Below are 24,309 nucleotides of genomic sequence, written 5' to 3' on the forward strand. Positions count from 1 at the left end.
AACCAGGCCGCGCGGCAGGCTGAAGGAGCTAACGGATGGCGGAGAGTGTCGAGAAGCTCGAAGACGGGATCGTCCGGTCGGCCGAGCAGGTGTCGAGCCAGATTCGCGCGGCAAAGGATGCGATCGCATCCGTCATCTTCGGCCAGGATCGCGTGATCGAGAACACGCTTGTCACCATCCTCTCCGGCGGCCATGCGCTCCTGATCGGCGTGCCGGGCCTTGCCAAGACCAAGCTGGTCGAGACGCTCGGCGTCACGCTCGGCCTCGATGCCAAGCGCATCCAGTTCACACCCGATCTGATGCCGTCGGACATTCTCGGCGCCGAAGTGCTGGATGAGAGCACCACGGGCAGGCGCGCCTTCCGCTTCATCGCGGGTCCGGTGTTCGCGCAGCTCCTGATGGCCGACGAGATCAACCGCGCCAGCCCGCGCACGCAGTCGGCGCTGCTGCAGGCGATGCAGGAACAGCACATCACGGTCGCCGGCGCGCGCCACGATCTGCCGAAACCGTTCCACGTGCTGGCGACGCAGAACCCGCTGGAGCAGGAAGGCACCTATCCGCTGCCCGAAGCGCAGCTCGACCGCTTCCTGATGGAGATCGACGTCGACTATCCCGATCGCGACGCCGAACGCCGCATCCTGTTCGAGACTACCGGCGCCGAGGAGACGCTGGCGAGGGGATCGATGACCGCAGATGCGCTGATCACCGCGCAGCGCCTGATCCGGCGCCTGCCGGTCGGCGATTCCGTGGTCGAGGCGATCCTGTCGCTGGTGCGGTCGGCCCGTCCGGGCCCCGACAGCGGCGAGACCGGCAAGTTCATCGCCTGGGGACCGGGCCCGCGCGCCAGCCAATCGCTGATGCTCGCCGTGCGCGCACGCGCGCTGATCGACGGACGCCTCGCGCCCTCGATCGACGATGTGCTCGACCTCGCCGAACCCATTTTGAAGCACCGCATGGCGCTGACCTTCCAGGCGCGCGCCGAAGGGCGCACGATTCCGGACGTGATCCGGCAATTGAAGACACGGATCGGTTGATGGCGGCAGAGAACGGGCACACAGCGAAGGAGATCATTGCGATCCGACGTGCCGATGGCGAAAGCCGTACGCTCGCCGCTTCGCTGCCGCGCCTGGTGCTCGAGGCCCGCCGTATCGCCGCCAACGTCATCCACGGCCTGCACGGCCGCCGCCGCGCCGGCTCCGGCGAGAATTTCTGGCAATATCGCCGCTTCGTCTCCGGCGAGCCCGCGCAGAACGTCGACTGGCGCCGCTCGGCGCGCGACGACCATCTCTATGTCCGCGAGCTCGAATGGGAAGCCTCGCACACGGTGTGGATCTGGCCCGACCGCTCGCCCTCGATGGCGTTCGCCTCGAAGACCGCGCGCGAATCCAAGCTCGAACGCACGCTGATCGTCGCCTTCGCGCTGGCCGAACTGCTGGTCGCGGGCGGCGAACGCGTCGGCATTCCCGGGCTGATGGCGCCGACGGCGAGCCGCAGCGTCATCGACAAGATGGCGCAGGCGATGCTGCATGACGATGCCGACCGGCTGAGCCTGCCGCCCTCCTTCGTGCCCGCGGCGCTGGCCGAGATCATCGTGCTGTCGGATTTCTGGTCGCCGATCGCTGAGATCAAGGCCACACTCGCAGGGCTGTCCGGCTCCGGCGCGCATGGCACGATGGTGCAGGTCGTCGATCCTGCCGAGGAGTCGTTCCCCTATTCCGGCCGCGTCGAGTTCGTCGAGCCCGAGGGCTTTGGCGTGATCACCGCCGGCCGCGCCGAGAGCTGGGCGCAGGATTACACCACGCGGCTCGCGCTGCATCGCGACCAGATCCGCGCCGAGACCAGCAAGCTGGACTGGCTGTTCACGACGCATGCGACCGACCGCTCCGCCGCCGAGCTGCTGCTGTATCTGCACGCCGGCATGCAGGTGAGCAAATCGGGCGCCCGCACCACCACGATCAAGGCGGGGCCGGCCGCATGATGGGATTGCCGCTCGCCTTCACCGAACCGCTGCTCCTGATCGGCCTCATCAGCCTGCCGGCGCTGTGGTGGCTCTTGCGCGTGATGCCGCCGCGGCCGCGCCGCATCGAGTTCCCGCCGACGCGGCTGTTGTTCGACATCGCGCCGCGCGAGGAGACGCCGTCGCGGACGCCGTGGTGGCTGACCGCGCTGCGCCTCCTGGCTGCGGCCCTCGTCATTTTCGCCGCCGCCGGCCCGATCTGGAATCCGCAAACAGGCCTCGCCGGCAGCAAGGCGCCGCTGATGATCATGCTCGACGACGGCTGGAGCGCGGCCTCGAACTGGGACATCAGGATCAGGGCCGCCGACGAGCTGATCGCCAATGCCGACAACGACCGCCGCGCCATCGCGCTGGTGCCACTGTCCGAGCCGAACCGCGACATCACCCTGATGCCGGCGGGCGCGGCGCGCGTCGCGCTGCGGCAGCTTTCGCCAAAGCCCTATTCGATCGACCGCGTCGAGACGCTCGCTGCGGTCGACCGCTTCCTCAAGGCGACCGGCGATTGCGAGATCGCCTGGCTGTCCGACGGCGTCGACGCCGGCCGTGGCGAGGAATTCGTGGAAGGCCTCGGCAAGACCATCGGCGATCGCAGCCTGACCATCTTCGAGGGTGGCACCTCCTCGCCGCTGGCGCTGGTCGCGGCCGAGAACGCCGCCGCCAGGATGACGGTGAAGGTGCTGCGCACCGACAGCGGCATCGCCATGGGCACCGTGCGCGCGCTGGACCAGAAGGCCTCGCCGATCGGAGAGGCCCGTTTCTCGTTCGGCCCGCAGGACAAGGAAACCGATGCCGCGTTCGACCTGCCGGTCGAGCTGCGCAACGACATCACGCGGCTCGAAATCTCGGGCGAGCGCTCCGCCGGCGCGGTGCAGCTGCTCGACAAGCGCTGGCGCCGCCGCGCCATCGGCATCGTCTCGGGCGCGACCAGCGAGACCGCGCAGCCGCTATTGGCGCCGACCTTCTACCTCACCCGCGCGCTGGCGCCGTTCGCCGACGTCAGGCTCGCCGACAAGGGCTCGCCGCAGCAGGGCATCACGCAGTTCCTCGACCAGAAGCTGCCGATGATCATCCTGGCCGATGTCGGCACCATCGCCCCTGACATCCGCGAGCGTCTCAATGCCTGGATCGACCAGGGCGGCGTGCTGGTGCGGTTCGCAGGTCCCCGGCTGGCGCAGGCCGAGGACGACCTCGTGCCCGTCAAGCTGCGCAAAGGCGGCCGTACGCTCGGCGGCAGCCTGACCTGGGAGAAGCCGCAGCACCTCGCCTCTTTCACCGCCGACGGCCCGTTTACCGGCGTCGTGGTTCCCAAGGACGTCACTGTGAGCCGGCAGGTGCTGGCCGAGCCCGACGCCGTGCTCGCCACCAAGAGCTGGGCCTCGCTGGAGGACGGCACGCCGCTGGTGACCGGCGAGCATCGCGGCAAGGGGCTCGTCAGCCTGTTCCATGTCAGCGCCGACATGCGCTGGTCGGACCTGCCGATGTCGGGCACCTTCGTCGAAATGCTCAGGCGGGTCGTCGACATGTCCGGCTACACCGCCAAGCCCGGCGCCGGCGTTGCGAGCGAAGCGACCGCCGAGACGGTGGCGCCGCTGCACATCCTCGACGGTTTTGGCGCCTTCGGTCCGCCGCCGGCGACCGCAAAGCCGCTGCCCGCGGATTATCGCGACCGCGCCACCCCCGATCATCCGCCCGGCTTCTACGGTCCGGCAGAAGGACCGCTCGCCGTGAACACGCTTGCTAGCGCCGACCGCATCGCAGCGCTGAACACAGCGAGCCTGCGCGCCCGGCACGCCACCTACACCAATGCCGAGCCGCGCGACCTGCGCGGCTGGCTGCTGTCGACCGCGCTCGCCCTGTTCCTGATCGACGCCATCATCGTCGCGGTGCTCGGCGGCGGCATCGCCGCGCTGCTGCGCCGGCGCGCCGCCCCCGCAATGATCGTCCTCGCTTTGGTGCTCGCAGGCCTTACTGCGCTCTCGCCGACGCCCTCGCGCGCCGACAGCGCGGCCGACGAGTTCGCAATGAAGGCGGTGTCGCAGACCCGCCTCGCCTATGTCGTGACAGGCAATGCCGACGTCGATTCCATCGTCAAGGCCGGCCTCTCCGGACTGACGCTGTTCCTGGCGCAGCGCACCGCGCTCGAGGCCGGCGATCCCGTCGGCATCGATCCCGCGCGCGACGAGCTCGCCTTCTTCCCGCTGATCTACTGGCCGATCGTGCCGGGCGCGCCGAAGCCGCCGCAGGATGCCATCAACAAGATCGACGCCTATATGAAGCAGGGCGGCACCGTGCTGTTCGACACCCGCGACGCGGTCGAAGCGTCGCCCGGCGCGAACGGCGCCGCGCAGACCCCGGGCATGCAGACGCTCCGCGAGATCCTGTCCTCGCTCGACGTGCCCGAGCTCGAGCCGGTGCCGCGCGAGCACGTGCTGACCAAGACCTTCTACCTGCTGCGCGACTTCCCCGGCCGCTTCAACACCGGCCAGACCTGGGTCGAGACCCTGCCGCGCGACGAAGACGACGAGGCCGCGCAGCGGCCGGCGCGCGGCGGCGACGGCGTCTCGCCGATCATCATCACCTCGAACGATCTTGCCGGCGCCTGGGCCGTGCGGCCCGACGGCCAGGCCATGCTGCCGGTGACCGGCGGCGACCCCCGCCAGCGCGAATTCGCCTACCGCGCCGGCGCCAACATCGTGATGTACACGCTGACCGGCAACTACAAGGCCGACCAGGTGCACGCACCGGCCCTGATCGAACGGTTGGGGCAATAGGATCGATATGAATTACGGCATCGCGTTCACGCCGCTTGTTCCCACGATCGTCCTGTGGCTCGCGCTCGCGGCCATCGTCGTCATTGCGATCGTGCTGCTGCTGGCGCGTGCGCGCGGTGCGGCGGTGCGCGTCGCCGCGCTGGCGCTGTTCCTGCTGGCACTTGCCAATCCCTCCTTCACCCGCGAGGACCGCGATCCCCTCACCTCGGTCGCCGCAATCGTCGTCGACAAGAGCCCGAGCCAGAATTTCGGCAACCGCAATCGCGAGGCCGCGCAGGCGCAGGAAGCGCTGGTCGACAGCCTGAAGAAGATCAAGGGCCTCGAGGTGCGCGTCGTCGACGCCGCACAGGCCGACGGCGAAACCGACGGCACCAAGCTGTTCGGCGCCCTCGCCTCGGCGCTGTCGGACGTGCCGGTCGACCGCGTCGCCGGCGCGTTCCTGATCACCGACGGCCGCGTCCACGACATTCCGGCCAGCGCTGCCGCGCTCGGCTTCCAGGCGCCGGTGCACGCGCTGATCACCGGGCAGAAGGACGAACGCGACCGCCGCATCGCGGTCACGGCCGCGCCGCGCTTCGGCATCGTCGGCCAGACCCAGACCATCAGCTACCGCCTCGACGACCAGGGCGTCTCCGGCGAGCGCGCCAAGGTCACGGTGCGGCGGGACGGCGAGGTCATCAACGAGCGCACGATGTCGAGCGGCCAGAGCGGCAGCGTCGACGTCGACATCAAGCATGCCGGCCCGAACATCGTCGAGATCGAGGCCTCGCCGCTCGAACGTGAGCTGACGCCGGTGAACAACCGTGCCGTCGTCGCCATCGACGGCGTGCGCGACAAGCTGCGCGTGCTGCTGGTCTCGGGCGAGCCGCATTCCGGCGAGCGCACCTGGCGCAACCTCTTGAAGTCCGACGCCAGCGTCGACCTCGTGCACTTCACGATTCTGCGTCCGCCGGAGAAGCAGGACGGCACGCCGATCAACGAATTGTCGCTGATCGCGTTTCCGACCCGCGAATTGTTCCAGCAGAAGATCAACGAATTCCAGCTGATCATCTTCGACCGCTACGCCCGCCAGGGCGTGCTGCCGATCGCCTATTTCGACAACATCGCGCGCTATGTGCGCGCGGGCGGCGCGGTGCTCGTCTCCGCCGGCCCCGACTACGCCTCCAACACCAGCATCTGGCGCACGCCGCTGGATTCGGTGCTGCCGGCAGAGCCGGTCGGCGTGACCGAGAAGCCGTTCTATGCGCATCTGTCGGACGTCGGCAAACGCCATCCCGTGACGCGTGGGCTGGAAGGCTCCGCGAGCGAGCCGCCGCGCTGGAGCCGGTTCTTCCGCACCGTCGACACCCGCAATGCCGTCAACCCGCCTGTCATGACGGGCGTCGACGGCAAGCCGCTGTTGTTCCTGTCGCGCTTCGGCGAGGGACGCGTCGCGCTGCTGCTGTCCGACCATATCTGGCTGTGGGCGCGCGGCTATGAGGGCGGCGGGCCGCATCTCGACCTGCTGCGACGGATGTCGCACTGGCTGATGAAGCAACCCGATCTCGACGAAGAGGCGCTGCGCCTCCAGGTGCAGGGCAAGGATCTCGTCGTGGTGCGCCAGACCATGGCGGACAGCGTTCAGCCTGTCAGCGTGACCTCGCCGTCGGGCGTGTCGCGCGACCTGACACTGAGCCCCGGCGATCCCGGAGAGTGGCGCGCCAGCCTGCCGGCGAGCGAACTCGGCCTGTGGCAGGCCACCGACGGCACGCTGAAGGCGCTGATCAATGTCGGCCCGACCAATCCGAAGGAGTTTTCGGAAGTCACCTCGACCACCGAGACCCTGAAGCCGCTGACGCAGGCGACCGGAGGCAACGCCGTGCGCGTCGTCGACGGCAACAGCGTCGAGCTGCCGCGCATTGTGCCGGTGCGGTCCGTGAGCGTCTTTGCCGGCGACGGCTGGATGGGGGTCAGGATGCGCGACGCCAGCGTCGTGAAGGGCGTCGGCGTGCTGCCGATCTTCGCCGGCCTGATCGGCCTGTTGCTGCTGCTCGGCGCCTTCGCCGCGACCTGGATGCGCGAGGGGCGGTGATCTCCTGAAGCGTGGTAGATTGAAATCGAATTGAGTTCAGCCAACTGCGACGCTCTCTCCGTTCCCTCCCCCCTTGTGGGGGAGGGAACGCACCTGCGTTAGGGCGCCAGCCATCCCCATCAGGCGCGAGTTGCACGAACGACACATCGGGGACTCGGTCCGTGTGGGTCGGCTCGGTGACTGTTGACATCCACTGCCCCATATTGCGATGTTACATTATAACATCGCGATATCAGGGTCTCGCGATGCGGGGTGGCGTTTTCCGATGAAGTGGTTCCGGTCGAATATCAGGCACGGCGCCCGGCTCGCGTTGTTCGCGATGCTGGTGCAGTTCGCGCTGACGTTTGGCCATAGCCACTGGTTCGCCCAGGCCGCCCCTCTCGCCCAATCCTCGCTCCAGCAGACCGACAGCACCAGGGACATCGCTTCGACCGACCGCGCCGCGGTCCAGAAGCAATCGCCTTCAGGACCCGACCGGGAGCAGCCGGGCGAGGACAATTGCGCGATCTGCGCCGTCGTCGCGATGGCGGGCACGGTCGTATCCTCGACGCCGCCCGTGCTGCTGCTGCCGCAGGCGATCGACCTGCTCTACCGCACCACCGATGCCGAATTCCTCCATTTGAAATCGGCCGGGACGGCATTCCAGCCGCGCGCGCCTCCCGCGTCCTGACTTCCAACAGTGCTTGATCACGCCCGGGCCTGCCGCATGTCGGCGAACGCCCCGGGAGAAGTTGAAGTCGAATTCCGTCGCGCCGCGACGGCAGGCCGCCCTCCGATCAACAAAGAATCTTCCGGACGGCGCCTGACTGGAATCAGGACCATGTCATTCAAATTGCGACGCGCGCAGCGCCTCGGCGGAGCCAGCCTGCTCCTGCTCGGCGCCGCCGCCACCTCGGCATTCGCCGAGGACAAATCATCCACCGAGATCCCCGCCGTCACCGTGACGGCGCCGAGCCCCATCGTCCGCAGGGTGGTGCCGACCCGCAGCCCGGTCCATGTCGCGCGCACCGGACGGTCGCATAGCCAGCAGCGCACGGCGGAAGCCACGCCGGCGGCACCTGCGACGGCCGCGCCTCAGCAGGGCGTGCTGCCAATCGTGACCAATCAGTTCGCCACCGTCACCGTGGTGCCGAACGAGGAGATCCGCCGCGAGGGCGGCGGCCAGCTCGGCGATCTGCTCTTCTCCAAGCCGGGCATCACCGGCTCGAGCTTCGCGCCCGGCGCCTCCAGCCGGCCGATCATCCGGGGCCTCGACGTCAACCGCGTCGGCATTGTCGAGAACGGCACCAATTCCGGCGGAGCCTCGGACCTCGGCGAGGATCATTTCGTCCCGATCGATCCGCTCGCGACCAACCAGGTCGAGGTGGTGCGCGGGCCGGCCGCGTTGCGCTACGGATCGACCTCGATCGGCGGCGTCGTCAGCGCCACCAACAACCGCATTCCGGATGCACTGCCGAACTGCGCGCCGTCGTTCCAGGCTTACGGCCTGCCGACCAAGGCCCCGCTTGCGGCAGCCGCGACATCGCCCTGCGTCACTGCCGAGACGCGCACCGCGTTCAGCTCGGTCGACCGCGGCGTCGAGAGCGGCGTGCTGCTCGACACCGGCGGCGGCAATTTCGCGTTCCACGCCGATGCCTATGGCCGCAACACCACGGACTACGGCATCCCGAGCTATCCCTATCTGAACGACCAGACGCGATCCGTCGCCAACGGCCGCCAGCCGAACTCGGCGACGCGCTCGGACGGCGCCTCGATCGGCGGCTCGTACTTCTTCCAGGGCGGCTATATCGGCGCTGCGATCACGCAGAACGACTCGCTCTACCACATCCCCGGCATCGACGGCGCCGACCACAACACGCGCATCGACGGCCACCAGACCAAGATCAACGTCAAGGGCGAGTACCGCCCCGACGCCGCCGCGATCGACACGATCCGGTTCTGGGCCGGCGCGACCGACTACCGGCACAACGAGATCGGCCTTGCCGATCCCACTGATCCCACCAGCGACGGCGTGCGGCAGACCTTCACCAACAAGGAGCAGGAGATCCGCACCGAGGTGCAACTGACGCCGTTCAACGCGCGCTTTGCCGAGGTGACGACGGCACTGGGCTTCCAGGTCGGTCATCAGGAACTGAGCGCGCCGAGCCCGGACAATCCCGGCACGCTGTTCAACGGCCTGTGGGACCCCAACAACAGCACGCGCGTTGCCGCTTACGCGTTCAACGAGTTCAAGTTCACGGAGGCGACGCGGGCGCAGATCGCCGGCCGCATCGAGCATGTCGAGCTGCACGGCACGACGCCGAACTTCCCGGCCGACTACCTGCCCGACGGCACGCCGCAGGCGGCGATCGCGCGCAATCCGTCGTTCACGCCGAAGAGCGGCAGCATCGGCCTGCTGCAGGATTTGCCGGGCGGCATGGTCGGCAGCATCACCGCGCAATATGTCGAGCGCGCGCCGAAGGCGGCCGAGCTGTTTTCCCGCGGCGGCCATGACGCGACGGCGACCTTCGACATCGGGAATCCCAATCTCACCATCGAGACGGCGAAATCCGTCGAGCTCGGCGTGCGCAAGGCGACGGGACCGTTCCGGTTCGAGGCGACGGTCTACTACACGCATTTCGACAATTTCATCTATCGCCGCCTCACCGGCGTGATGTGCGACGACGATTTCGCCTCATGCGGCACGCCCGGCGCGGAGCTGAACCAGGCGGTCTATTCGCAGCGCAATGCGAACTTCCGCGGCGGCGAATTCCAGTCGCAGCTTGATGTCGGCGCGTTCCAGGGCGGCATCTGGGGCATCGAAAACCAGCTCGACGTGGTCCGTGCCACCTTCACCGACGGCACCAATGTGCCGCGCATTCCACCGGTGCGGATCGGCGGCGGCGTGTTCTGGCGCGACGACAACTGGCTGATGCGGGTCAACCTGCTGCATGCTTTCGCGCAGAACAACGTCGCCGTGATCGCGGAGACGCCGACGGCTGGCTACAATCTGTTGAAGGCCGAGGTCAGCTACAAGACCAAGCTCGATCCGCTTCGGTTCGGCGCACGCGAGATGATCGCCGGCATCGTCGGCAACAATCTCCTCAACGAGAGCATCCGCAACTCGGTGTCCTACACCAAGGACGAGGTGCTGATGCCCGGCATCGGAGTGCGGGCGTTCGCGAACTTCAAGTTCTAGCCTCGCTCCAGCGGCCGCCGCTATCCCGCAACGGATGCGGCGGCCTTTGCGATGAATTCCGCGACGGCCGCGGGCTGGGAGAGCATCGGCACGTGCGAACTCTCAAGCACGAGCGTCTCGCCGCTCATGCGGCCGGCCGAGTCGCGCTGCACCTCCGGCGGAATGGTCTCGTCGCGTGCGGCGACGACGTACCACGAAGGTTTTGAGCGCCAGGCGGCCTTCGAGACGGTGTCGCCGAAGCATCTGACCGCCAGCGGGCCTTGCGTGGCGTAGACGATATCGGCTTCCTCAGTCGGAACGTCCTGAACGAAGTGCTTGCGCACGCCCTGCTGCGTCAGCGCCACATAACCTTCGCCGTAGGGCCTGATCTCGGCCGCACCGGGCGCCGGCTTGTAGGGCTTCCACCAGGCGTCGAACGACTGGCCGCTGTCCGGCGCGCCCGCGGCGACATAGACGAGGGCTTTGACCTTGGGATGATTGCCCGCTTCGGTGATGACAGCCCCGCCCCAGGAATGTCCGACAAGGAGGACCGGCCCCTCCTGCATGTCGATCACCCGATGGGCGGCCACGACGTCATCGGCGAGCGAGCTCAGCGGGTTCTGGACGGCGAGAGCTTTCAGCCCGCGCTTGGTCAGGAGAGGAATGACCTTGGCCCAGCAAGATCCATCCGCAAAAGCTCCGTGCACCAGCACGACCGTTCCGATTGCCACGGTACGTCTCCATTTTCCTGGCGCTGGACAAGCCACATCGTCGGCTCGTTGCGCCGTCGTCAGTGAAGCAACAAGCGTTGCCTGCGCGACAATATCGTTTGAGCTGTGGTCGGCGAGGCGATGCAAGCAGCGCGCGAAGCATTTTCGTGCGAAGAGACAAGGGCTTGCGAAAACGAAAGCGCGCAGCCCGCCTGCCCCGCAGCGTCCTTGCGCTTTTCAATGCGCAGCGTCGTAGCCCGGATGGGCGCAGCGATATCCGGGACAGTGTATTCCCGGCGACAGGTCTCCCGGATGTCGCTACGCTCATACGGGCTACGGGCTACTAGCTACGAACTTGACGCCCTACCCGCGCGCCTTGCTCCAGTCGGGAGCGACCTGCCCCGACACGCCCTCGAAGGCGCCGTCGACGAGCTCGAACACCAGGATGCGCGCGGCGTCGACCGGGCCCTGCATGGTGACGCGCCCCTTGGGGACCTGCTTGAAGCCGACGCGGCTGTAATAGGGCTCGTCGCCGACCAGCAGCACGATGGCATGGCCCTTTGCCTTGGCGTCCTTCAGCGCACGCTCCATCAGGAGGCGGCCGATGCCGCGGTCGCGGAACGGCGGCTCGACGGTGAGCGGCCCGAGCAGCAGCGCGGGCGTCTCGCCGACCAGCACCGGCAGCTGCCTGACCGAGCCGACCAGCAGCGTGCCGATGCGGGCCGTGAAGGAAACGTCGAGCAGATGGTCGACGTGCTCGCGGATCCGGTAGGCGCTGAGCACGAAGCGGCCGGGGCCGAAGGTACGTTCGTGCAACCGTTCGATCGCCTGGGCGTCGCCGGCAGCTTCGGGAAGGATAGTGAGCGAGAGATCGTTCATGTCAGCATGCGTCTTCGAGCGAAGGAAGTCCCGGTTCGCGTTCGGAAAACGCGTCGATGTCACAAGCGGGATAACACCTCGGAGGGCCGCGGTCCATCGGCCTCGTGAGCGACAAAACCCCATGCCGGGCCGCGGCTGAGGACGGCGGCGAACAGCAGCGTCCACAGCGACAGCATCAGGATGGGAATGACGTAATACTGCGTGAAGACCGGATGCGTGGCAAAGAATGCCAGATTCAGCATGAGATTGCCGGCAACGAGCAGCGTGAGCTTCCTGACGCCGGAATGGTTCGCGAAGCGCCACAACAGCGCGGCCGATGCGCAGGCGATCACGACCAGCGGAAACTGCGTGTCGCGGAGATAGGCCTGCAGCACGGCGGGATCCAGGCTTGGCGGTGCCGTATCCTGACCGCCATAGGCCGAGACCAGCGGATGGCCCGAATTGACCAGGTTCGCCGCGAACACCGGCAACAGCCCGACAAGGAACGCCAGGCCGAGCACGAGGCCTGCGGCGAAGGTCTCGCGGCTGCGCCAGATCAGGAACGACAATCCGAAGAACAGGAAATAGCCGGCGGACAGAATGACGTTCGCGATCCGAAAGCTCGCGGACAGGCCGAGCAGCACGCCGATGGCCACGATCAGCAGCAGACGGCGCCGGCCTTCATCGACGAACAATCTTGCCGTGAGCAGAGCCGTCAATGCACAGACGACCATGGTCGGCGCCATCGAATAGCTCGCCTTGGTCGGATTGATCATGAAGTAGATCGAGAGCGCGCCGAACAATGCGGCTGACGTCAACGCGACCTTCTCCCGCGACCGCCATAGTCCGTACAGCGCAAAGCCGGCGATGATGACGTTCGCCAGCACGTAGAGCGGAACGACCTGGAACCCCTGCGGGAACAGCGCCAGCACGAAGCCGGTGCCCGGCGGCGGCGTCATCACCGATTTGCTGCCGTCGGCGGTTGGGGTGTGGCAGGGCGCCCGGGTCGGATCGTTCCAGTCCGGATAATTGATGCTGCGCAGCTTGCCCGCGAGATAGCCGTCGGTTTCACGGGCGAGACTGGTGTCGAGCCCCTGCCATCCGAAGCGCTGGAACAAATGCGCCTGCCTGAGATAGCAGATGTCGTCATAGACGCCGCGGCTCTCGCTCCAATGCGAGATCAGGCGAGCATTGCTGGCCAGAATCGCCAGAAACAAAATCGAAAAAAGTACTTTTACGGCTCTCATGGGCGATGCCGGCGCTCCGGCGCAGCTTGGGGAAAAGGGCAGGCCGCCTGTACAGGAAAAGCACCGGCAAGTATAGCAAGGTGGGGATTTTGGAGGTGAGGCGGACGTGGCCGACATGGGCTTGGAGTTGGGATCGGGGCTGGGATCGGGCTTGGGTGCAACCGATACGCGCCACAACGGCGGCGCCGCACCGCAGCACGGCGCGCCGCGGATCCTGCTCGTCATCCCCTGTTTCAACGAGGAGGCCTCGATCGGCAGCCTGCTGAGCGAGATTGCCGCGACCGGCCGTCCCTACCACACCCTGGTCGTCGACGACGGCTCGTCGGACGCGACGGCCGCGGTGGCAAGCAGCCGCTCGCCCGTCGCCCGCCTCGCGCAGAATCTCGGCATCGGCGGCGCCGTGCAGACCGGCATCAAATACGCGGCACGGCAGGACTTCGATTTCTGCATCCAGATCGACGGCGACGGACAGCATGATCCGCGCGCCATCGAGACGCTGCTGAACGCCTATCGCAAGGACCCCGCCAACATCACCATCGGAAGCCGTTTCATCGACCATGCCGGCTTCTGCTCGACGCGCATGCGGCGCGCCGGCATCAGGCTGATCGTGCTGGCGCTCAACAGCCTGTTCAGCGGCGGCCGCATCACCGATCCGACCAGCGGCATGCGGCTGCTCGACCGCGCCGCCATTGCCTTCTTCGCGAAAGCCTATCCTGCGGATTTTCCCGAGCCGATCTCGCTGGCCTGGGCCATGCGCGCGGGACTCTCGGTCAACGAGGTTCCGGTCGAGATGCGGGCGCGGGAAACCGGCGTCAGCTCGATCGACGGACTGAAGTCGGCGAGCTACATGATCCGCGTGCTCGGCTACATCCTGCTCGCGCGTCTGGTGAGATCGTCATGACGCGGCGCTTCTCCGTATCGATTTGCGACTTCATCATCTCGCCAAACAGCCTGAGGAGGCGACCGTGACAAGCGTCCTTCCGAGCGTGGAGACGGTTGCCGTCATCTCCGCCTTCGCGTTGATCTACATGCTGGTGCTGCTGCGCAAGACGCTGCAGGGGAAGTTCGATCTCTACGATTTCCTGATGCTGTCGATGGTGGCGATCATCCCCGCGGGCTTCGCCTTGTTTCCAAGCCTCGCCTATCTCGTCAGCCATTTGACCGGCGTCGTGTTTCCCTTCGTCGTGATGTTCGGCGCCCTGTTCCTGGTGGTCTTCGCGTTCATGCACAACATGACGGCGCGGCTGCACCGGCTGGAGCGGCAGAACTGCGCGCTGATCCAGGAGCAGAGCCTGCTGGCGCTGGAGCTGCAGGCGAAGGAGCACAGCCGGTCCGGCGGTTGAGCCTCACCGCCACGTCGCGATCAGCGGCTTGCCGTCCAGCACTTCCGCGATACGAAGCCGCGTGCCTTGCGTGGTCCCCTCGGGCAGCGCATTGGTCGCGAAGAACCCGCATTCGGCGATCTCGTGGTTGGGCTCCGGCAGGCGGTCCTGCCTGAACTGCTTGACGACGTAGACCGCGACATGGTCGCGGCGCGAGACGTGGCTGTTGAAGAAGATGCCGTGCAGCACCGCGTCTGCGGTGAGATCGATGTCCCCCTCCTCCTTGAGCTCGCGCCGCATCGCCTGCTCCATGCTCTCGCCGAGATCGACGCCGCCGCCGGGCAGATACCAGCCGGCGATGTAGCTGTGCCGGACCAGGAACACCCGGTTCTCGGCATCCAGCACCACGGCGCGGACGCCGAGCGTCATGCCGCGCACGAGCAGGAAATAGGCGTGGAAGATTCGCCGCAGCAGCGGCTCGAATTTCCGGCGCATCCGATTCAGACGATTCCCCATCAGGCTCCCTTGACACCCCGCTTGCGCAGTCCTCGCGACCTTGCCATTACAGCGGAGCAATAGCGAGGCAATCGCGCGCCATGACTCACAACACGCTGGCTCCTTTCACGCTCGCCCATCTGTCCGATCCGCATCTGCCGCCCCTGCCGAAGCCGCGGCTGATCGAGCTCGCCGGCAAGCGCGTGCTCGGCTACGTCAACTGGACGCGCAACCGGCACAAGTACCAGCGCCGCGAGGTGCTCGACGCACTGGTCGCCGACATGCAGGCGCAGGCGCCCGACCATGTCGCCGTGACAGGCGATCTCGTCAATCTGGCGCTGGAGGCCGAATTCGCGCCGGCTCGCGCGTGGCTCGACGAGGTCGGCCCGCCCGACCGCGTCACCACGATTCCCGGCAATCACGACGCCTATGTCCGCGCCACCTTTCATCGCTTCGGCGAGACCTTTGCGCCTTATCTTGCCGGCGACGACGGCAGCATCGGCTTTCCGAGCGTGCGCCGGCGCGGCCCGCTCGCGCTGATCAGCCTGTCCACGGCGGTGCCGACCTTGCCATTGATGGCCACGGGCACGCTCGGGCGCGATCAGCTCGCAGCCCTCGAACAGACCCTCGAGCGGCTCGCGGCCGAGGATGTCTTCCGCGTGCTGCTGGTGCATCATCCCCTCAAGTCCGAGGCGCGCCAGAAGCGGATGACGGACTCTGCCGATCTCTTGGCGCTGTTGAAGCGCCACGGCGTCGAGCTGATCCTGCACGGACACGACCACATTCATTCGACGATGTGGTTCGAGGGTCCCAACGGCAACATTCCCGCGCTCGGCGTGCCGTCGGCCTCCGCGCTCGCGCACGGGCGCTACCCGGCGGCAGCCTACAATCTGTTCAGTATCGAGAAGGACAACAACGGCTGGCGCTGCGAGCAGACGGTGCGGGGGCTCGGCGCGGGATTTCAGATCCAGCAGATCAAGCATACGCGGTTGATTTAGTTCGTCCGTCATTGCGAGCGAAGCGAAGCAATCCAGGAATCTTTCCGCGGAGGGACTCTGGATTGCTTCGCTTCGCTCGCAATGACGACGGAGAGAGATTCACCAGCTCCGCAGGACCGCCAGCACGGCAACGCCGAACAGCGCGGCGGCCCCGAGCACAAACCCGAACACGAACGGCCAGAGGCGCGAACGGCGCGGTGGCTCGGCGGCCGCGGGCACGGGTTCGGGCGGGACCACCATCGCATGCTCGCGCTCGATCATGCGACGCGCGACATAGTCGGTGACGGCCTCGACGATCACGGTGGTGTCGTGCGATTCGGCGAGCACGATGCGGCCGAAGCGGGTGTCCTGGACGAAGCGGTACATCCGCTTGTCGCGCCCCATCATGATGTGCGCGACGACATCGATCCAGAGCCTGGGCGTATCGCCCTGGCTGATGCCGCGGTCGAACAGGTCGACCTGCTCGGGCACCTGCGCGAACAGCGGATCGAGCGCGTCGTTGAGGATCTCCAGCCGCGCCACCTCGGCATCCCTGAGATCGACGACCACGCCGGTGCGGTCGGCGGCCTCGATCCGGGCACGCAACAGCGCGTCGCGCAGCCGCACCGGGCGCGGCTGGCTGGGATGGGTCCCGCTGGTCTCCGGCTCTGACATTGTCGGCCTCGTCCTCGACTTATCCCCGTTAACCTATCAGCAACCACACCCTCCGCAAAGGGCACACAATTCCAGAGACTTAACGAGCCCACAGCTCCTTCACCTGTGCCAAAAACAGACGATCCCACCCAGGCAGAGCCTGGATGGGACCATCCGTCCTTGGACGTCTTCTTAGTTCAGATTGTCAGGCCGAGACCCGCGACGGCTCTTCCACGATCGAGAAGCGGACGCCGGCCTTGTGGCGGTTCTCTTCCGAGACCGTGCGCCAGGCATCCTCGGCTTCCTTGCGGGTCTTGAACGGACCCTGCACCTGGGCCGAGCCTTCCACGAGCTTGTGGAAGTTCATCGAACCGAACTCGCCGCCGATCACCCAGAAATTGCTGCCTTTGGTCATTGTCAGTCTCCTGTCGAATAGCGTGTGCGTTAGCCGAACTGGTTCATCGTGTTGTGCGCACCACCCGCCTTCAGGGCAGCCTCGCCGGCGAAGTACTCCTTGTGGTCGTCGCCGATGTCGGAGCCGGCCATGTTCTGGTGCTTGGCGCAGGCGATGCCCTGACGGATCTCCTGGCGCTGGACGTTCTTGACGTAGCCCAGCATGCCCTGCTCGCCGAAATACTCGCGGGCGAGGTTGTCGGTCGAGAGCGCTGCCGTGTGATAGGTCGGCAACGTGATGAGATGGTGGAAGATGCCGGCACGCTTGGCCGAATCCGCCTGGAAGGTGCGGATGCGCTCGTCGGCTTCGAGGGCCAGCGGCGTATCGTCGTATTCCGGCTTCATCAGCTCGGCGCGGTTGTACTTGCTGACATCCTTGCCGGCTTCCTTCATCGCGTCATAGACCTGCCAACGGAAGTTGAGGGTCCAGTTGAACGACGGCGAGTTGTTGTAGGCGAGCTTCGCGTTCGGAATGACCTTGCGGATGCGATCGACCATCTTGGCGATCTGCTCGATATGCGGCTTCTCGGTCTCGATCCAGAGCAGGTCGGCGCCGTTCTGCAGCGAGGTGATGCTGTCGAGCACGCAGCGGTCTTCGCCAGTGCCGGGACGGAACTGGTAGAGGTTGGAAGGCAGCCGCTTCGGACGCATCATCTTGCCGTTGCGGTTGATGATGACGTCGCCGTTGCGGGCGTTCTCGGCGGTGATTTCCTCGCAATCGAGGAAGCTGTTGTACTGGTCGCCGATGTCACCGGGCTTGTGGCTGACGGCGATCTGCTGCGTCAGGCCGGCGCCGAGCGAGTCGGTGCGGGTCACGATGACGCCGTCTTCGACGCCGAGCTCGAGGAAGGCGTGGCGGCAGGCGCGGATCTTCGCGATGAACACTTCGTGCGGCACGGTGACCTTGCCGTCCTGGTGACCGCACTGCTTCTCGTCCGAGACCTGGTTCTCGATCTGCAGCGCGCAGGCGCCCGCTTCGATCATCTTCTTGGCGAGCAGATAGGTCGCCTCCGCGTTGCCGAAGCCGGCGTCGATGTCGGCGATGACGGGCACGACGTGGGTCTGGAAGCCGTCGATCTTCGCGATCAGCTCCTTCTCGCGGGTCTTGTCGCCTTCCTTGCGCGCCTTGTCGAGGAGGCGGAAGATGTCGTTGAGCTCACGCGAGTCCGCCTGGCGCAGGAAGGTGTAGAGCTCTTCGATCAGCGCCGGCACCGAGGTCTTCTCGTGCATGGACTGGTCGGGCAGCGGGCCGAACTCGGAGCGCAGCGCCGCGATCATCCACCCCGAGAGGTACAGATAGGTGCGATCGGTCTTGCCGCCGAAATGCTTCTTGACCGAGATCAGCTTCTGCTGGGCGATGAAGCCGTGCCAGCAGCCCAGCGACTGGGTGTACTTGGTGGGGTCGTTGTCATAGGCGGCCATGTCGGCCCGCATCAGCGCCGCGGTGTAGCGGGCGACGTCGAGGCCGGTCTTGAAGCGGTTCTGGAGGCGCATGCGGGCGACGGCCTCGGCCGACACTCCGTTCCAGGTCGGCTGGGTCTTGAGGAGTGCCTGGGCTGCATCGATCTCGCTCTGATACGAGGCCGGGCCCTGGGTGCTGATGCCGCGTGGCTGATAGTTCATGTGCCTGATCCTTTTCGCTGACGATGACGATGGAGTGCCATCGACATTCTTGACAGTGCATTGCGAAATGCGTGTCAGGAGCTAAACGCGAAAACGGAAACTTCGTATAGATGGCTTGTTTTTTATTGGTGATGTCATGTAACATCAGAACATGTAACAGATGTTATTTTGTAAAGTTTGTAAAAAATATAGGTCAGTGAGACTACCCTTCATGCGCACGGAGATCTGAGATATGGCCGCCGAATCCGGCAAGAAACTCTTCGTCGGCCCGCGCTTCCGAAGGATTCGGCAGCAATTGGGGCTGTCCCAGACCCAGATCGCCGAAGGCCTCGGGATCTCGCCAAGCTACGTCAACCTGATCGAGCGGAACCAGCGCCCGGTGACCGCCCAGATCCTGCTGCGGCTGGCCGAGACCTACGACCTCGATTTGCGCGATCTTGCGACCGCCGACGAGGACCGATTCTTTGCCGAGCTGAACGAGATCTTCTCCGATCCCCTGTTTCGCCAGATCGACGTCCCCAAGCAGGAACTGCGCGACCTCGCCGAGCTCTGCCCCGGCGTCACCCATGCGCTGCAGCGGCTCTACGCGGCCTATACCGAGGCCCGCCAGGGCGAGACGCTGGCCGCGGCCCAGATGGCCGACCGCGACGTCGGCACGCGCTACGAGACCAATCCGGTCGAGCGCGTGCGCGAGCTGATCGAGGCCAACCGCAACTATTTTCCGGAGCTCGAGCAGGCTGCCGAAGCCTTGCGCGACGAGCTGAACGTGCCGGCCGAAGGGCTCTATGCGGCGCTGGCCGCGCGCTTGCGCGAAAAGCATTCGGTCCAGACCCGCATCATGCCGGTCGACGTGATGCGCGAGACGCTCCGGCGCTTCGACCGCCACCGCCGCCAGCTCCTGATCTCCGAGCTGGTCGACCCGCCCGGCCGCGCGTTCCAGCTGGCCTTCCAGCTGGGCCTAGGTGAATGCGCGCAGCAGTTGGAGACCATCATCGGCCGCGCCGGCCCGCTCGAGGATGCCCCGCGCCGGCTGTTCCGCATCACGCTCGGCAACTACTTCGCCGCCGCTGTCATGATGCCCTATCCGGCCTTCCTCGCTGCTGCCGAGGCGCTCAACTACGACATCCACGTGCTGGCGCAGCGCTTCAATTCCGGCTTCGAGCAGGTCTGCCACCGCCTCACCACCCTGCAACGGCCGAACGCGCGCGGCATTCCGTTCTTCCTGCTCCGCGTCGACAATGCCGGCAACGTCTCGAAGCGCTTCTCCTCCGGCACGTTCCCGTTCTCGAAATTCGGCGGCACCTGTCCCCTGTGGAACGTGCACTCGACCTTCGATACGCCCGATCGCCTGCTGAAGCAGGTGATCGAGCTCTCCGACGGCACGCGCTATTTCTCGATCGCGCAGATGGTGCGCCGCCCCGTCGCGCCGCACCCGCTGCCGCAGCCGCGCTTCGCCATCGGCCTCGGCTGCGAGATCCGCCACGCCGCACGCCTGACCTACGCCGCCGGCATGGATCTGGAAAAGACCGAGGGCACCCCGATCGGCGTCAACTGCCGCCTCTGCGAGCGCGAAAACTGCGCCCAGCGTGCCGAGCCGCCGATCACCCGCACGCTGATTTTGGACGAGACGACAAGGCGGGTGTCGAGCTTCGCGTTCTCGAATGCAAGGGAGTTGTGAGGGCGGAGTGCTTAGTGGCAAGCGTGCGCCACTCACTCCGCCGTCGTCCTGGACAAGCGAAGCGCAGATCCAGGACCCACTACCCCAAAATCGAGTTTGGCGAAGACTCGCAACTGCGATCTCGCGCCACAACCTCTCCCGGGGGTAATAGGTCCTGGCTTTCGCCAGGACGACATTGGGGAGAGAGTTCGCGCCAACCTTACGCCAGCGTATGCACGATCACCGGCCCTGCCACGGCGCGCGCGTCGCCGGCGAGCAGCGGGCCCAGATCCTTCTCGATCCAGGCGATCGCGCGCCGGTTTGCCTCCTCCGCCTGCTCGAATTTGTCGAAGATCGAGATCGCGGTGACCGTGTCGTCGCCGGCATAGACGACGTAATAGGCGCGGAAACCGTCGACCTCGCTGATGATCGGAACGGCGCCGTCCTTGATGCGGCGCGTCAGCTCTTCCGCACTCCCGCTCTTCGCCTTGGCCTGACGGATGGCGGCATACATGGCATCCTCCCCTTCCGGCTGTCTGATGTGGGGCATGATGCCCTGAGGGGGATGTTACGCCGAAGCTGGCGGCCGATCTACGGCTTGGTTAACCCGGCACTAATCCGCCTGCGCGATCTGCAACCAACGGTTAAGCACGCCTCAACATCGCTGCCCTAGTCTCGCCGCACTCACTTTTCGCAAACGGCGACGGCCTATCCTGCCGGGCGAAGTGACATCAGGGGGTTCACCATGCGCATTGCGCTGCTGCTGACCGCGACCATCGTCGGCGCGCTCTTCGCCAATCCATCCAATGCCGGATCTCCCGAGGCCGCTGGCGCAAGCCAGCCGCTGCCTCCGGGATTCCAGAGCTACCGCGGTTACATGTTCGACCTCTCGGAGAATTCCGAGCGCAAGGACGTCGACAAGCTCACCGACAATCTGAAGCACCAGATCGACGTCGTCGAAGGCGTCGGCCTGTCGCCGCGCATCCTGCGCTTCTTCCACACCGTTCCGATCGTTGCGAGCGAGCTGGCCTGCCTCGACGAAGGTGCAGCGACCGCCTGCTACGGCCGGGTCACGCCCGACATGCAGCGTAGCGCGCCCCGCACGCTCACGGTCTGGGACCCCGGCAAGCAGCGCTGGACCAATCCGAACGCCGTCGACCTCGCGGTCGATTCGGGGCTCGGCGTGATCATGCTGCGGCCCGACATGATGCGGTACGAAAAGGAGGCCGTGCTGCTGCACGAGCTGCTGCACGCCTATCACGCGCGGCTGCTGCCGGACGGCTACGCCAATAAGGGCGTGATCAGCTATTACGCCTATGCCAAGTCCAAGGACCTGCTCCCCAAAGAATCCTACCCGATGAAGAATCACATGGAATTCTTTGCCGTGACCGCCAGCATCTTCCTGGCTGGAAAGAGCGAATTCCACGATCCGAAGTCGCGCGAGGCGCTCAAGGAGAAGATGCCGGACTATTACAAATATCTGGTCGGCGTGTTCGGCTTCGACCCCGATCCGGCAGCTTCAAGCGGCCCGGTCGCCTCGCTGAAATAAGGCATCTGCGCCAACCCACCCCAAAAGCCGCGCAAAAATGCGCGGCTTTTTTGTTTTGCAGACCGGAAGCTGCGGATGACGCCCGAGCGGGAATTGCCAAGGGGGGGCCCGATCTGCATAGTCCCGCCCGCATCGATACCGTTTTTCGAAGAGGATAGAACAACATGGCGGACGCCGACCTGGATGTCGTGATCCGGCAACTGGCCAGACAGCTGCATACGGGCCTGATGACCCGCGCCAAGGAGCGGCGGGATCGCTTCAACGGCCTTGCGGCCAAGGCCAAGGGCAAGGAGACCGGCGACCGCTTCAAGATGATGGCCAAGGCCACCATGGAGCAGGCCACCGCTGCGGCCAAGCGCCTGCAGATGTCCGCCGACAACGTCGCCGACAGCTACGCGCGGTCAATGCGCATTGCCGCCAGCACGCCGGTTGCGGTGAAGGTGGAGAAGAAGGCGAAGGAAGAGAAGCCGGCAAAGAAGGCCAAGGCGAAGAAGGCGAAAGCCAAGAAGGCGAAGTAGCCGCGCACCTTCTTCCTTCTCCCCTTGCGGGAGAAGGTGGCGTAGGCGGCCTCCGGTCGCCGTTCTTAGGAACGCCGAAGCGAAGCTTCGGCTATGGCGCCGGATGAGGGGTTCTTTCCGCTCGCAATACTGTTCGTGAGGATGGAGACCCCTCACCCGTCTCGCCGCTTCGCGGCGAGCCACCCTCTCCCACAGGGGGAGAGGGAAAGAAGCGGCGAATGCAGTTCTCGAGATCTCACCTTCGCGGTCCGGCGAACCGGGTCGGCTCTGCGCTCGCCAGTTCGGCGAGCTTGGCGCGCGCTGCCTCGCGGGTGCGGCCGTCCTTGCTGGCGGGCAGCGCCAGCACGGCTTCGAAATCGGCGCGCGCGTCGTCGGCCTGGCCGCGGGCAAGGAACGCGAGGCCGCGGTCGAGGCGGGCCTGTGCATCCCTGGGGTCGAGGCGGACCGCCGTGTTGTAGCTCAGGATGGCGCGGTCGAGGTCGCCCGTGACGGCGAGGGCGAGACCGCGCTGGTGATAGGGCGCGGCGAGCCTGGGATCATGCGCGATCGCCTCGTCATAGTCCGCGATGGCGAGCTGGATGTCGCCGTTCTGCCGGCGCGCCAGCGCCCGATCGCGATAGAGCGACGCGCGGTTGGGATTGAGGTGGATGGCCTCGTCGAAATCGGCGATCGCCCGCCTGAAGTCGCCATGGCGCAGCGCGATCCGCCCGCGCCCCTCATAGGCGAAAGCGATCAGCGAGCCGCGCAGCGGCGAGAAGCCGATCACGGCCGAGCAGATGTCGGGATCGTCCTCATCGCCGCAATTGACGACCATGTGCGTGGACAGGCCGACGAGCACGGCCAGGACGATCAGCAACGGTACGGCAGCTCTGGTCATCTTCGACGGTGGCCGGCGACGGGCCGGCCACGCATCCCCTTTCGAAGGATTGGTCACGCCGAGGTGTTAACACCGGCGCGGACTGCCTTGTGTGCGCCAGCTCACAAAGCCGGGCGCGAATTCCGGCCGGTTCCATCAGCCCCAAGGACCACGTGAAGGACCACGCGAGGACGAGCGGCCCCACGGTCCCTGCGGCGGATAGTTTTCGTTGGCGCCGACCGACGGCGCCGCCCGCGCGCCGAGATCGGCCGCAAGCTGCTGGAGCGCCGCGATGCGATTCTGCGTCGAGGGATGGGTGGCGAACAGATTGTCCACGCCGTGGCCCGACAACGGATTGATGATGAACATGTGCGCGGTCGCGGGGTTTCGCTCGGCATCATAGTTCGGCACCTGATGCGCGGCGCCCTCGATCTTCACCAGCGCCGACGCCAGCCACATCGGCTGTCCCACGATGCGCGCACCGAGATCGTCGGCGGCATATTCGCGGGTGCGGCTGATCGCCATCTGCACCAGCATGGCGCCGAGCGGGGCGAGGATCATCATCAGGATCGAGCCGACGATGCCCGGGCCGCTGTTGTTGTCGCGGTGGCCGCCGAAGAACATGCCGAACTGCGCCAGCATGGAGATGGCACCGGCGATGGTCGCGGTAATCGTCATCAGCAGCGTGTCGTGATGCTTGATATGCGCGAGCTCGTGCGCGATCACGCCGGCGAGCTCCTCGCGGCTGAGCTGGTTCATCAGACCGGTCGTGACGGCGACGGCGGCGTTCTCGGGGTTGCGCCCCGTCGCAAATGCGTTGGGCTGCGCCTCGTCCATGACGAACACGCGCGGCATCGGCAAGCCGGCGCGGCCCGCAAGTTCCGCAACGAGCCCGACAAGTTCCGGCGCACTGGCGTGGTCGACCTGATGCGCGCCGTACATCGACAGCACCATGCGGTCGGAGTTCCAGTAGGTGAAGAGGTTGGTCGCGGCGGCAATGACGAGCGCGATCATGGCGCCGGAGGCACCGCCGATCAGATAGCCGACGCCCATGAACAGGGCGGTGAGGCCTGCGAGCAGCATTGCGGTACGAAGATAGTTCATGGCCGTCTCCTGTGGCGGCCGCAGGCAAACCTCTGGCCGCCGCCCCCGAGGTATGACTGCCGCCTGATCCCGCAAGGTTCGTGCGTCGCCCGGCCGCAGATTCATGGCGGCGCCAGCCTTTCTCCCGCCGCTACATCTTGAACGGGATTTGCGCAAAAACACGCGCGGAGGCTTAGCAACCTGGAAAGTGCAATCGCGGCTTAATTCGCGGTAACCGGGCACGCCGCGCGGTTGCGGCGCATTGACCGGTTCCGTTGGCATCCCGTCAGC

At 66.2% G+C, this 24,309-nt stretch carries 22 protein-coding genes; 12 read left to right on the forward strand and 10 right to left on the reverse strand.

Features of this window, described 5'->3' with window-relative positions; translation table 11 throughout:
* Nucleotides 1-35: 35 nt before the first annotated feature.
* The 6 genes from RAD15_RS20015 to RAD15_RS20040 all read left to right on the forward strand — a co-directional run bounded on the left by RAD15_RS20015 (nucleotide 36) and on the right by RAD15_RS20040 (nucleotide 10,037).
* The gene (locus RAD15_RS20015; protein ID WP_458179850.1) at nucleotides 36-1,034 is read left to right on the forward strand and encodes an AAA family ATPase; all 999 of its coding nucleotides are present in this window, start codon (nucleotides 36-38) and stop codon (nucleotides 1,032-1,034) included.
* A complete protein-coding gene (locus RAD15_RS20020; RefSeq protein ID WP_458179851.1) occupies nucleotides 1,034-1,978 on the forward strand; it encodes a DUF58 domain-containing protein in 945 nt (314 codons plus the stop codon). The genes RAD15_RS20015 and RAD15_RS20020 overlap by 1 nt, the downstream gene beginning before the upstream one ends.
* A complete protein-coding gene (locus RAD15_RS20025; RefSeq protein WP_458179852.1) occupies nucleotides 1,975-4,788 on the forward strand; it encodes a DUF4159 domain-containing protein in 2,814 nt (937 codons plus the stop codon). Before RAD15_RS20020 ends, RAD15_RS20025 begins: the two co-directional genes overlap by 4 nt.
* 7 nt (nucleotides 4,789-4,795) lie before the next feature.
* On the forward strand, nucleotides 4,796-6,859 hold the full coding sequence (locus tag RAD15_RS20030; protein ID WP_458179853.1) for a hypothetical protein: 2,064 nt from the start codon (nucleotides 4,796-4,798) through the stop codon (nucleotides 6,857-6,859).
* 265 nt (nucleotides 6,860-7,124) lie between these two features.
* Nucleotides 7,125-7,529, forward strand: a complete 405-nt coding sequence (locus RAD15_RS20035; protein WP_458179854.1) for a DUF2946 domain-containing protein — start codon at nucleotides 7,125-7,127, stop codon at nucleotides 7,527-7,529.
* Between the two features lie 150 nt (nucleotides 7,530-7,679).
* A complete protein-coding gene (locus tag RAD15_RS20040) occupies nucleotides 7,680-10,037 on the forward strand; it encodes a TonB-dependent receptor (protein WP_458179855.1) in 2,358 nt (785 codons plus the stop codon).
* A gap of 20 nt (nucleotides 10,038-10,057) precedes the next feature.
* Here the strand turns inward: RAD15_RS20040 and RAD15_RS20045 are convergent, their stop codons facing one another.
* The 3 genes from RAD15_RS20045 to RAD15_RS20055 form a co-directional block, all read right to left on the reverse strand.
* A complete protein-coding gene (locus RAD15_RS20045) occupies nucleotides 10,058-10,747 on the reverse strand; it encodes an alpha/beta fold hydrolase (RefSeq protein ID WP_458179856.1) in 690 nt (229 codons plus the stop codon).
* Nucleotides 10,748-11,089: 342 nt separating this feature from the next.
* Nucleotides 11,090-11,605, reverse strand: a complete 516-nt coding sequence (locus RAD15_RS20050) for a GNAT family N-acetyltransferase (RefSeq protein WP_458179857.1) — start codon at nucleotides 11,603-11,605, stop codon at nucleotides 11,090-11,092.
* A 59-nt stretch (nucleotides 11,606-11,664) separates the two neighbouring features.
* On the reverse strand, nucleotides 11,665-12,831 hold the full coding sequence (locus tag RAD15_RS20055; protein WP_458179858.1) for a hypothetical protein: 1,167 nt from the start codon (nucleotides 12,829-12,831) through the stop codon (nucleotides 11,665-11,667).
* 151 nt (nucleotides 12,832-12,982) lie between these two features.
* Here RAD15_RS20055 and RAD15_RS20060 point away from each other — a divergent pair, with 151 nt between their 5' ends.
* Nucleotides 12,983-13,732 carry a glycosyltransferase family 2 protein gene (locus RAD15_RS20060; protein WP_458179859.1) on the forward strand — a complete coding sequence of 250 codons (750 nt, stop codon included), beginning with the start codon at nucleotides 12,983-12,985 and terminating at the stop codon, nucleotides 13,730-13,732.
* Between the two features lie 64 nt (nucleotides 13,733-13,796).
* Nucleotides 13,797-14,174, forward strand: a complete 378-nt coding sequence (locus RAD15_RS20065) for a DUF2304 domain-containing protein (protein ID WP_458179860.1) — start codon at nucleotides 13,797-13,799, stop codon at nucleotides 14,172-14,174.
* A 3-nt stretch (nucleotides 14,175-14,177) separates the two neighbouring features.
* On the opposite strand, the gene RAD15_RS20070 is transcribed toward RAD15_RS20065, so the two are convergent.
* Nucleotides 14,178-14,669, reverse strand: a complete 492-nt coding sequence (locus RAD15_RS20070) for an NUDIX domain-containing protein (protein ID WP_458179861.1) — start codon at nucleotides 14,667-14,669, stop codon at nucleotides 14,178-14,180.
* A gap of 95 nt (nucleotides 14,670-14,764) precedes the next feature.
* Here RAD15_RS20070 and RAD15_RS20075 point away from each other — a divergent pair, with 95 nt between their 5' ends.
* The gene (locus RAD15_RS20075; RefSeq protein ID WP_458179937.1) at nucleotides 14,765-15,646 is read left to right on the forward strand and encodes a metallophosphoesterase family protein; all 882 of its coding nucleotides are present in this window, start codon (nucleotides 14,765-14,767) and stop codon (nucleotides 15,644-15,646) included.
* A 99-nt stretch (nucleotides 15,647-15,745) separates the two neighbouring features.
* On the opposite strand, the gene RAD15_RS20080 is transcribed toward RAD15_RS20075, so the two are convergent.
* The 3 genes from RAD15_RS20080 to RAD15_RS20090 all read right to left on the reverse strand — a co-directional run bounded on the left by RAD15_RS20080 (nucleotide 15,746) and on the right by RAD15_RS20090 (nucleotide 18,355).
* Entirely contained in the window at nucleotides 15,746-16,300 is a 555-nt protein-coding gene (locus RAD15_RS20080; RefSeq protein ID WP_458179862.1) for a hypothetical protein, read from the reverse strand.
* 184 nt (nucleotides 16,301-16,484) lie between these two features.
* On the reverse strand, nucleotides 16,485-16,694 hold the full coding sequence (locus tag RAD15_RS20085) for a DUF4170 domain-containing protein (protein WP_018323282.1): 210 nt from the start codon (nucleotides 16,692-16,694) through the stop codon (nucleotides 16,485-16,487).
* Nucleotides 16,695-16,723: 29 nt separating this feature from the next.
* The gene (locus RAD15_RS20090) at nucleotides 16,724-18,355 is read right to left on the reverse strand and encodes an isocitrate lyase (protein WP_458179863.1); all 1,632 of its coding nucleotides are present in this window, start codon (nucleotides 18,353-18,355) and stop codon (nucleotides 16,724-16,726) included.
* 232 nt (nucleotides 18,356-18,587) lie between these two features.
* Here RAD15_RS20090 and RAD15_RS20095 point away from each other — a divergent pair, with 232 nt between their 5' ends.
* Nucleotides 18,588-20,033, forward strand: coding sequence for a helix-turn-helix domain-containing protein (locus tag RAD15_RS20095; RefSeq protein ID WP_458179864.1), 1,446 nt, complete (start codon nucleotides 18,588-18,590; stop codon nucleotides 20,031-20,033).
* Between the two features lie 199 nt (nucleotides 20,034-20,232).
* Here RAD15_RS20095 and RAD15_RS20100 read toward each other — a convergent pair whose 3' ends face one another.
* A complete protein-coding gene (locus RAD15_RS20100) occupies nucleotides 20,233-20,526 on the reverse strand; it encodes an antibiotic biosynthesis monooxygenase (protein ID WP_458179865.1) in 294 nt (97 codons plus the stop codon).
* Nucleotides 20,527-20,757: 231 nt separating this feature from the next.
* Between RAD15_RS20100 and RAD15_RS20105 the strand changes: the two genes are divergently transcribed.
* On the forward strand, nucleotides 20,758-21,561 hold the full coding sequence (locus RAD15_RS20105; protein ID WP_458179866.1) for a hypothetical protein: 804 nt from the start codon (nucleotides 20,758-20,760) through the stop codon (nucleotides 21,559-21,561).
* A 164-nt stretch (nucleotides 21,562-21,725) separates the two neighbouring features.
* Nucleotides 21,726-22,079 (forward strand): hypothetical protein, encoded by a 354-nt coding sequence (locus RAD15_RS20110; RefSeq protein ID WP_458179867.1) that lies wholly within the window; start codon nucleotides 21,726-21,728, stop codon nucleotides 22,077-22,079.
* Nucleotides 22,080-22,314: 235 nt separating this feature from the next.
* Here the strand turns inward: RAD15_RS20110 and RAD15_RS20115 are convergent, their stop codons facing one another.
* Together RAD15_RS20115 and htpX are read right to left on the reverse strand one after the other, a co-directional pair.
* A complete protein-coding gene (locus RAD15_RS20115) occupies nucleotides 22,315-22,956 on the reverse strand; it encodes a tetratricopeptide repeat protein (RefSeq protein WP_458179868.1) in 642 nt (213 codons plus the stop codon).
* 135 nt (nucleotides 22,957-23,091) lie between these two features.
* A complete protein-coding gene (htpX, locus tag RAD15_RS20120) occupies nucleotides 23,092-24,039 on the reverse strand; it encodes a zinc metalloprotease HtpX (RefSeq protein ID WP_458179869.1) in 948 nt (315 codons plus the stop codon).
* Between the last annotated feature and the right edge of the window lie 270 nt (nucleotides 24,040-24,309).

This window comes from Bradyrhizobium sp. 14AA (assembly GCF_054185205.1).

What these genes read in the sequence shown, in the direction of transcription:
- RAD15_RS20015 (WP_458179850.1), top strand. Translation starts at nt 36, where the DNA reads ATGGCGGAGAGTGTCGAGAAGCTCGAAGACGGGATCGTCCGGTCGGCC.
- RAD15_RS20020 (WP_458179851.1), top strand. Translation starts at nt 1,034, where the DNA reads ATGGCGGCAGAGAACGGGCACACAGCGAAGGAGATCATTGCGATCCGA.
- RAD15_RS20025 (WP_458179852.1), top strand. Translation starts at nt 1,975, where the DNA reads ATGATGGGATTGCCGCTCGCCTTCACCGAACCGCTGCTCCTGATCGGC.
- RAD15_RS20030 (WP_458179853.1), top strand. Translation starts at nt 4,796, where the DNA reads ATGAATTACGGCATCGCGTTCACGCCGCTTGTTCCCACGATCGTCCTG.
- RAD15_RS20035 (WP_458179854.1), top strand. Translation starts at nt 7,125, where the DNA reads ATGAAGTGGTTCCGGTCGAATATCAGGCACGGCGCCCGGCTCGCGTTG.
- RAD15_RS20040 (WP_458179855.1), top strand. Translation starts at nt 7,680, where the DNA reads ATGTCATTCAAATTGCGACGCGCGCAGCGCCTCGGCGGAGCCAGCCTG.
- RAD15_RS20050 (WP_458179857.1), bottom strand. Translation starts at nt 11,605, where the DNA reads ATGAACGATCTCTCGCTCACTATCCTTCCCGAAGCTGCCGGCGACGCC.
- RAD15_RS20055 (WP_458179858.1), bottom strand. Translation starts at nt 12,831, where the DNA reads ATGAGAGCCGTAAAAGTACTTTTTTCGATTTTGTTTCTGGCGATTCTG.
- RAD15_RS20070 (WP_458179861.1), bottom strand. Translation starts at nt 14,669, where the DNA reads ATGGGGAATCGTCTGAATCGGATGCGCCGGAAATTCGAGCCGCTGCTG.
- RAD15_RS20080 (WP_458179862.1), bottom strand. Translation starts at nt 16,300, where the DNA reads ATGTCAGAGCCGGAGACCAGCGGGACCCATCCCAGCCAGCCGCGCCCG.
- RAD15_RS20085 (WP_018323282.1), bottom strand. Translation starts at nt 16,694, where the DNA reads ATGACCAAAGGCAGCAATTTCTGGGTGATCGGCGGCGAGTTCGGTTCG.
- RAD15_RS20090 (WP_458179863.1), bottom strand. Translation starts at nt 18,355, where the DNA reads ATGAACTATCAGCCACGCGGCATCAGCACCCAGGGCCCGGCCTCGTAT.
- RAD15_RS20095 (WP_458179864.1), top strand. Translation starts at nt 18,588, where the DNA reads ATGGCCGCCGAATCCGGCAAGAAACTCTTCGTCGGCCCGCGCTTCCGA.
- RAD15_RS20100 (WP_458179865.1), bottom strand. Translation starts at nt 20,526, where the DNA reads ATGTATGCCGCCATCCGTCAGGCCAAGGCGAAGAGCGGGAGTGCGGAA.
- RAD15_RS20105 (WP_458179866.1), top strand. Translation starts at nt 20,758, where the DNA reads ATGCGCATTGCGCTGCTGCTGACCGCGACCATCGTCGGCGCGCTCTTC.
- RAD15_RS20110 (WP_458179867.1), top strand. Translation starts at nt 21,726, where the DNA reads ATGGCGGACGCCGACCTGGATGTCGTGATCCGGCAACTGGCCAGACAG.
- RAD15_RS20115 (WP_458179868.1), bottom strand. Translation starts at nt 22,956, where the DNA reads ATGACCAGAGCTGCCGTACCGTTGCTGATCGTCCTGGCCGTGCTCGTC.
- htpX (WP_458179869.1), bottom strand. Translation starts at nt 24,039, where the DNA reads ATGAACTATCTTCGTACCGCAATGCTGCTCGCAGGCCTCACCGCCCTG.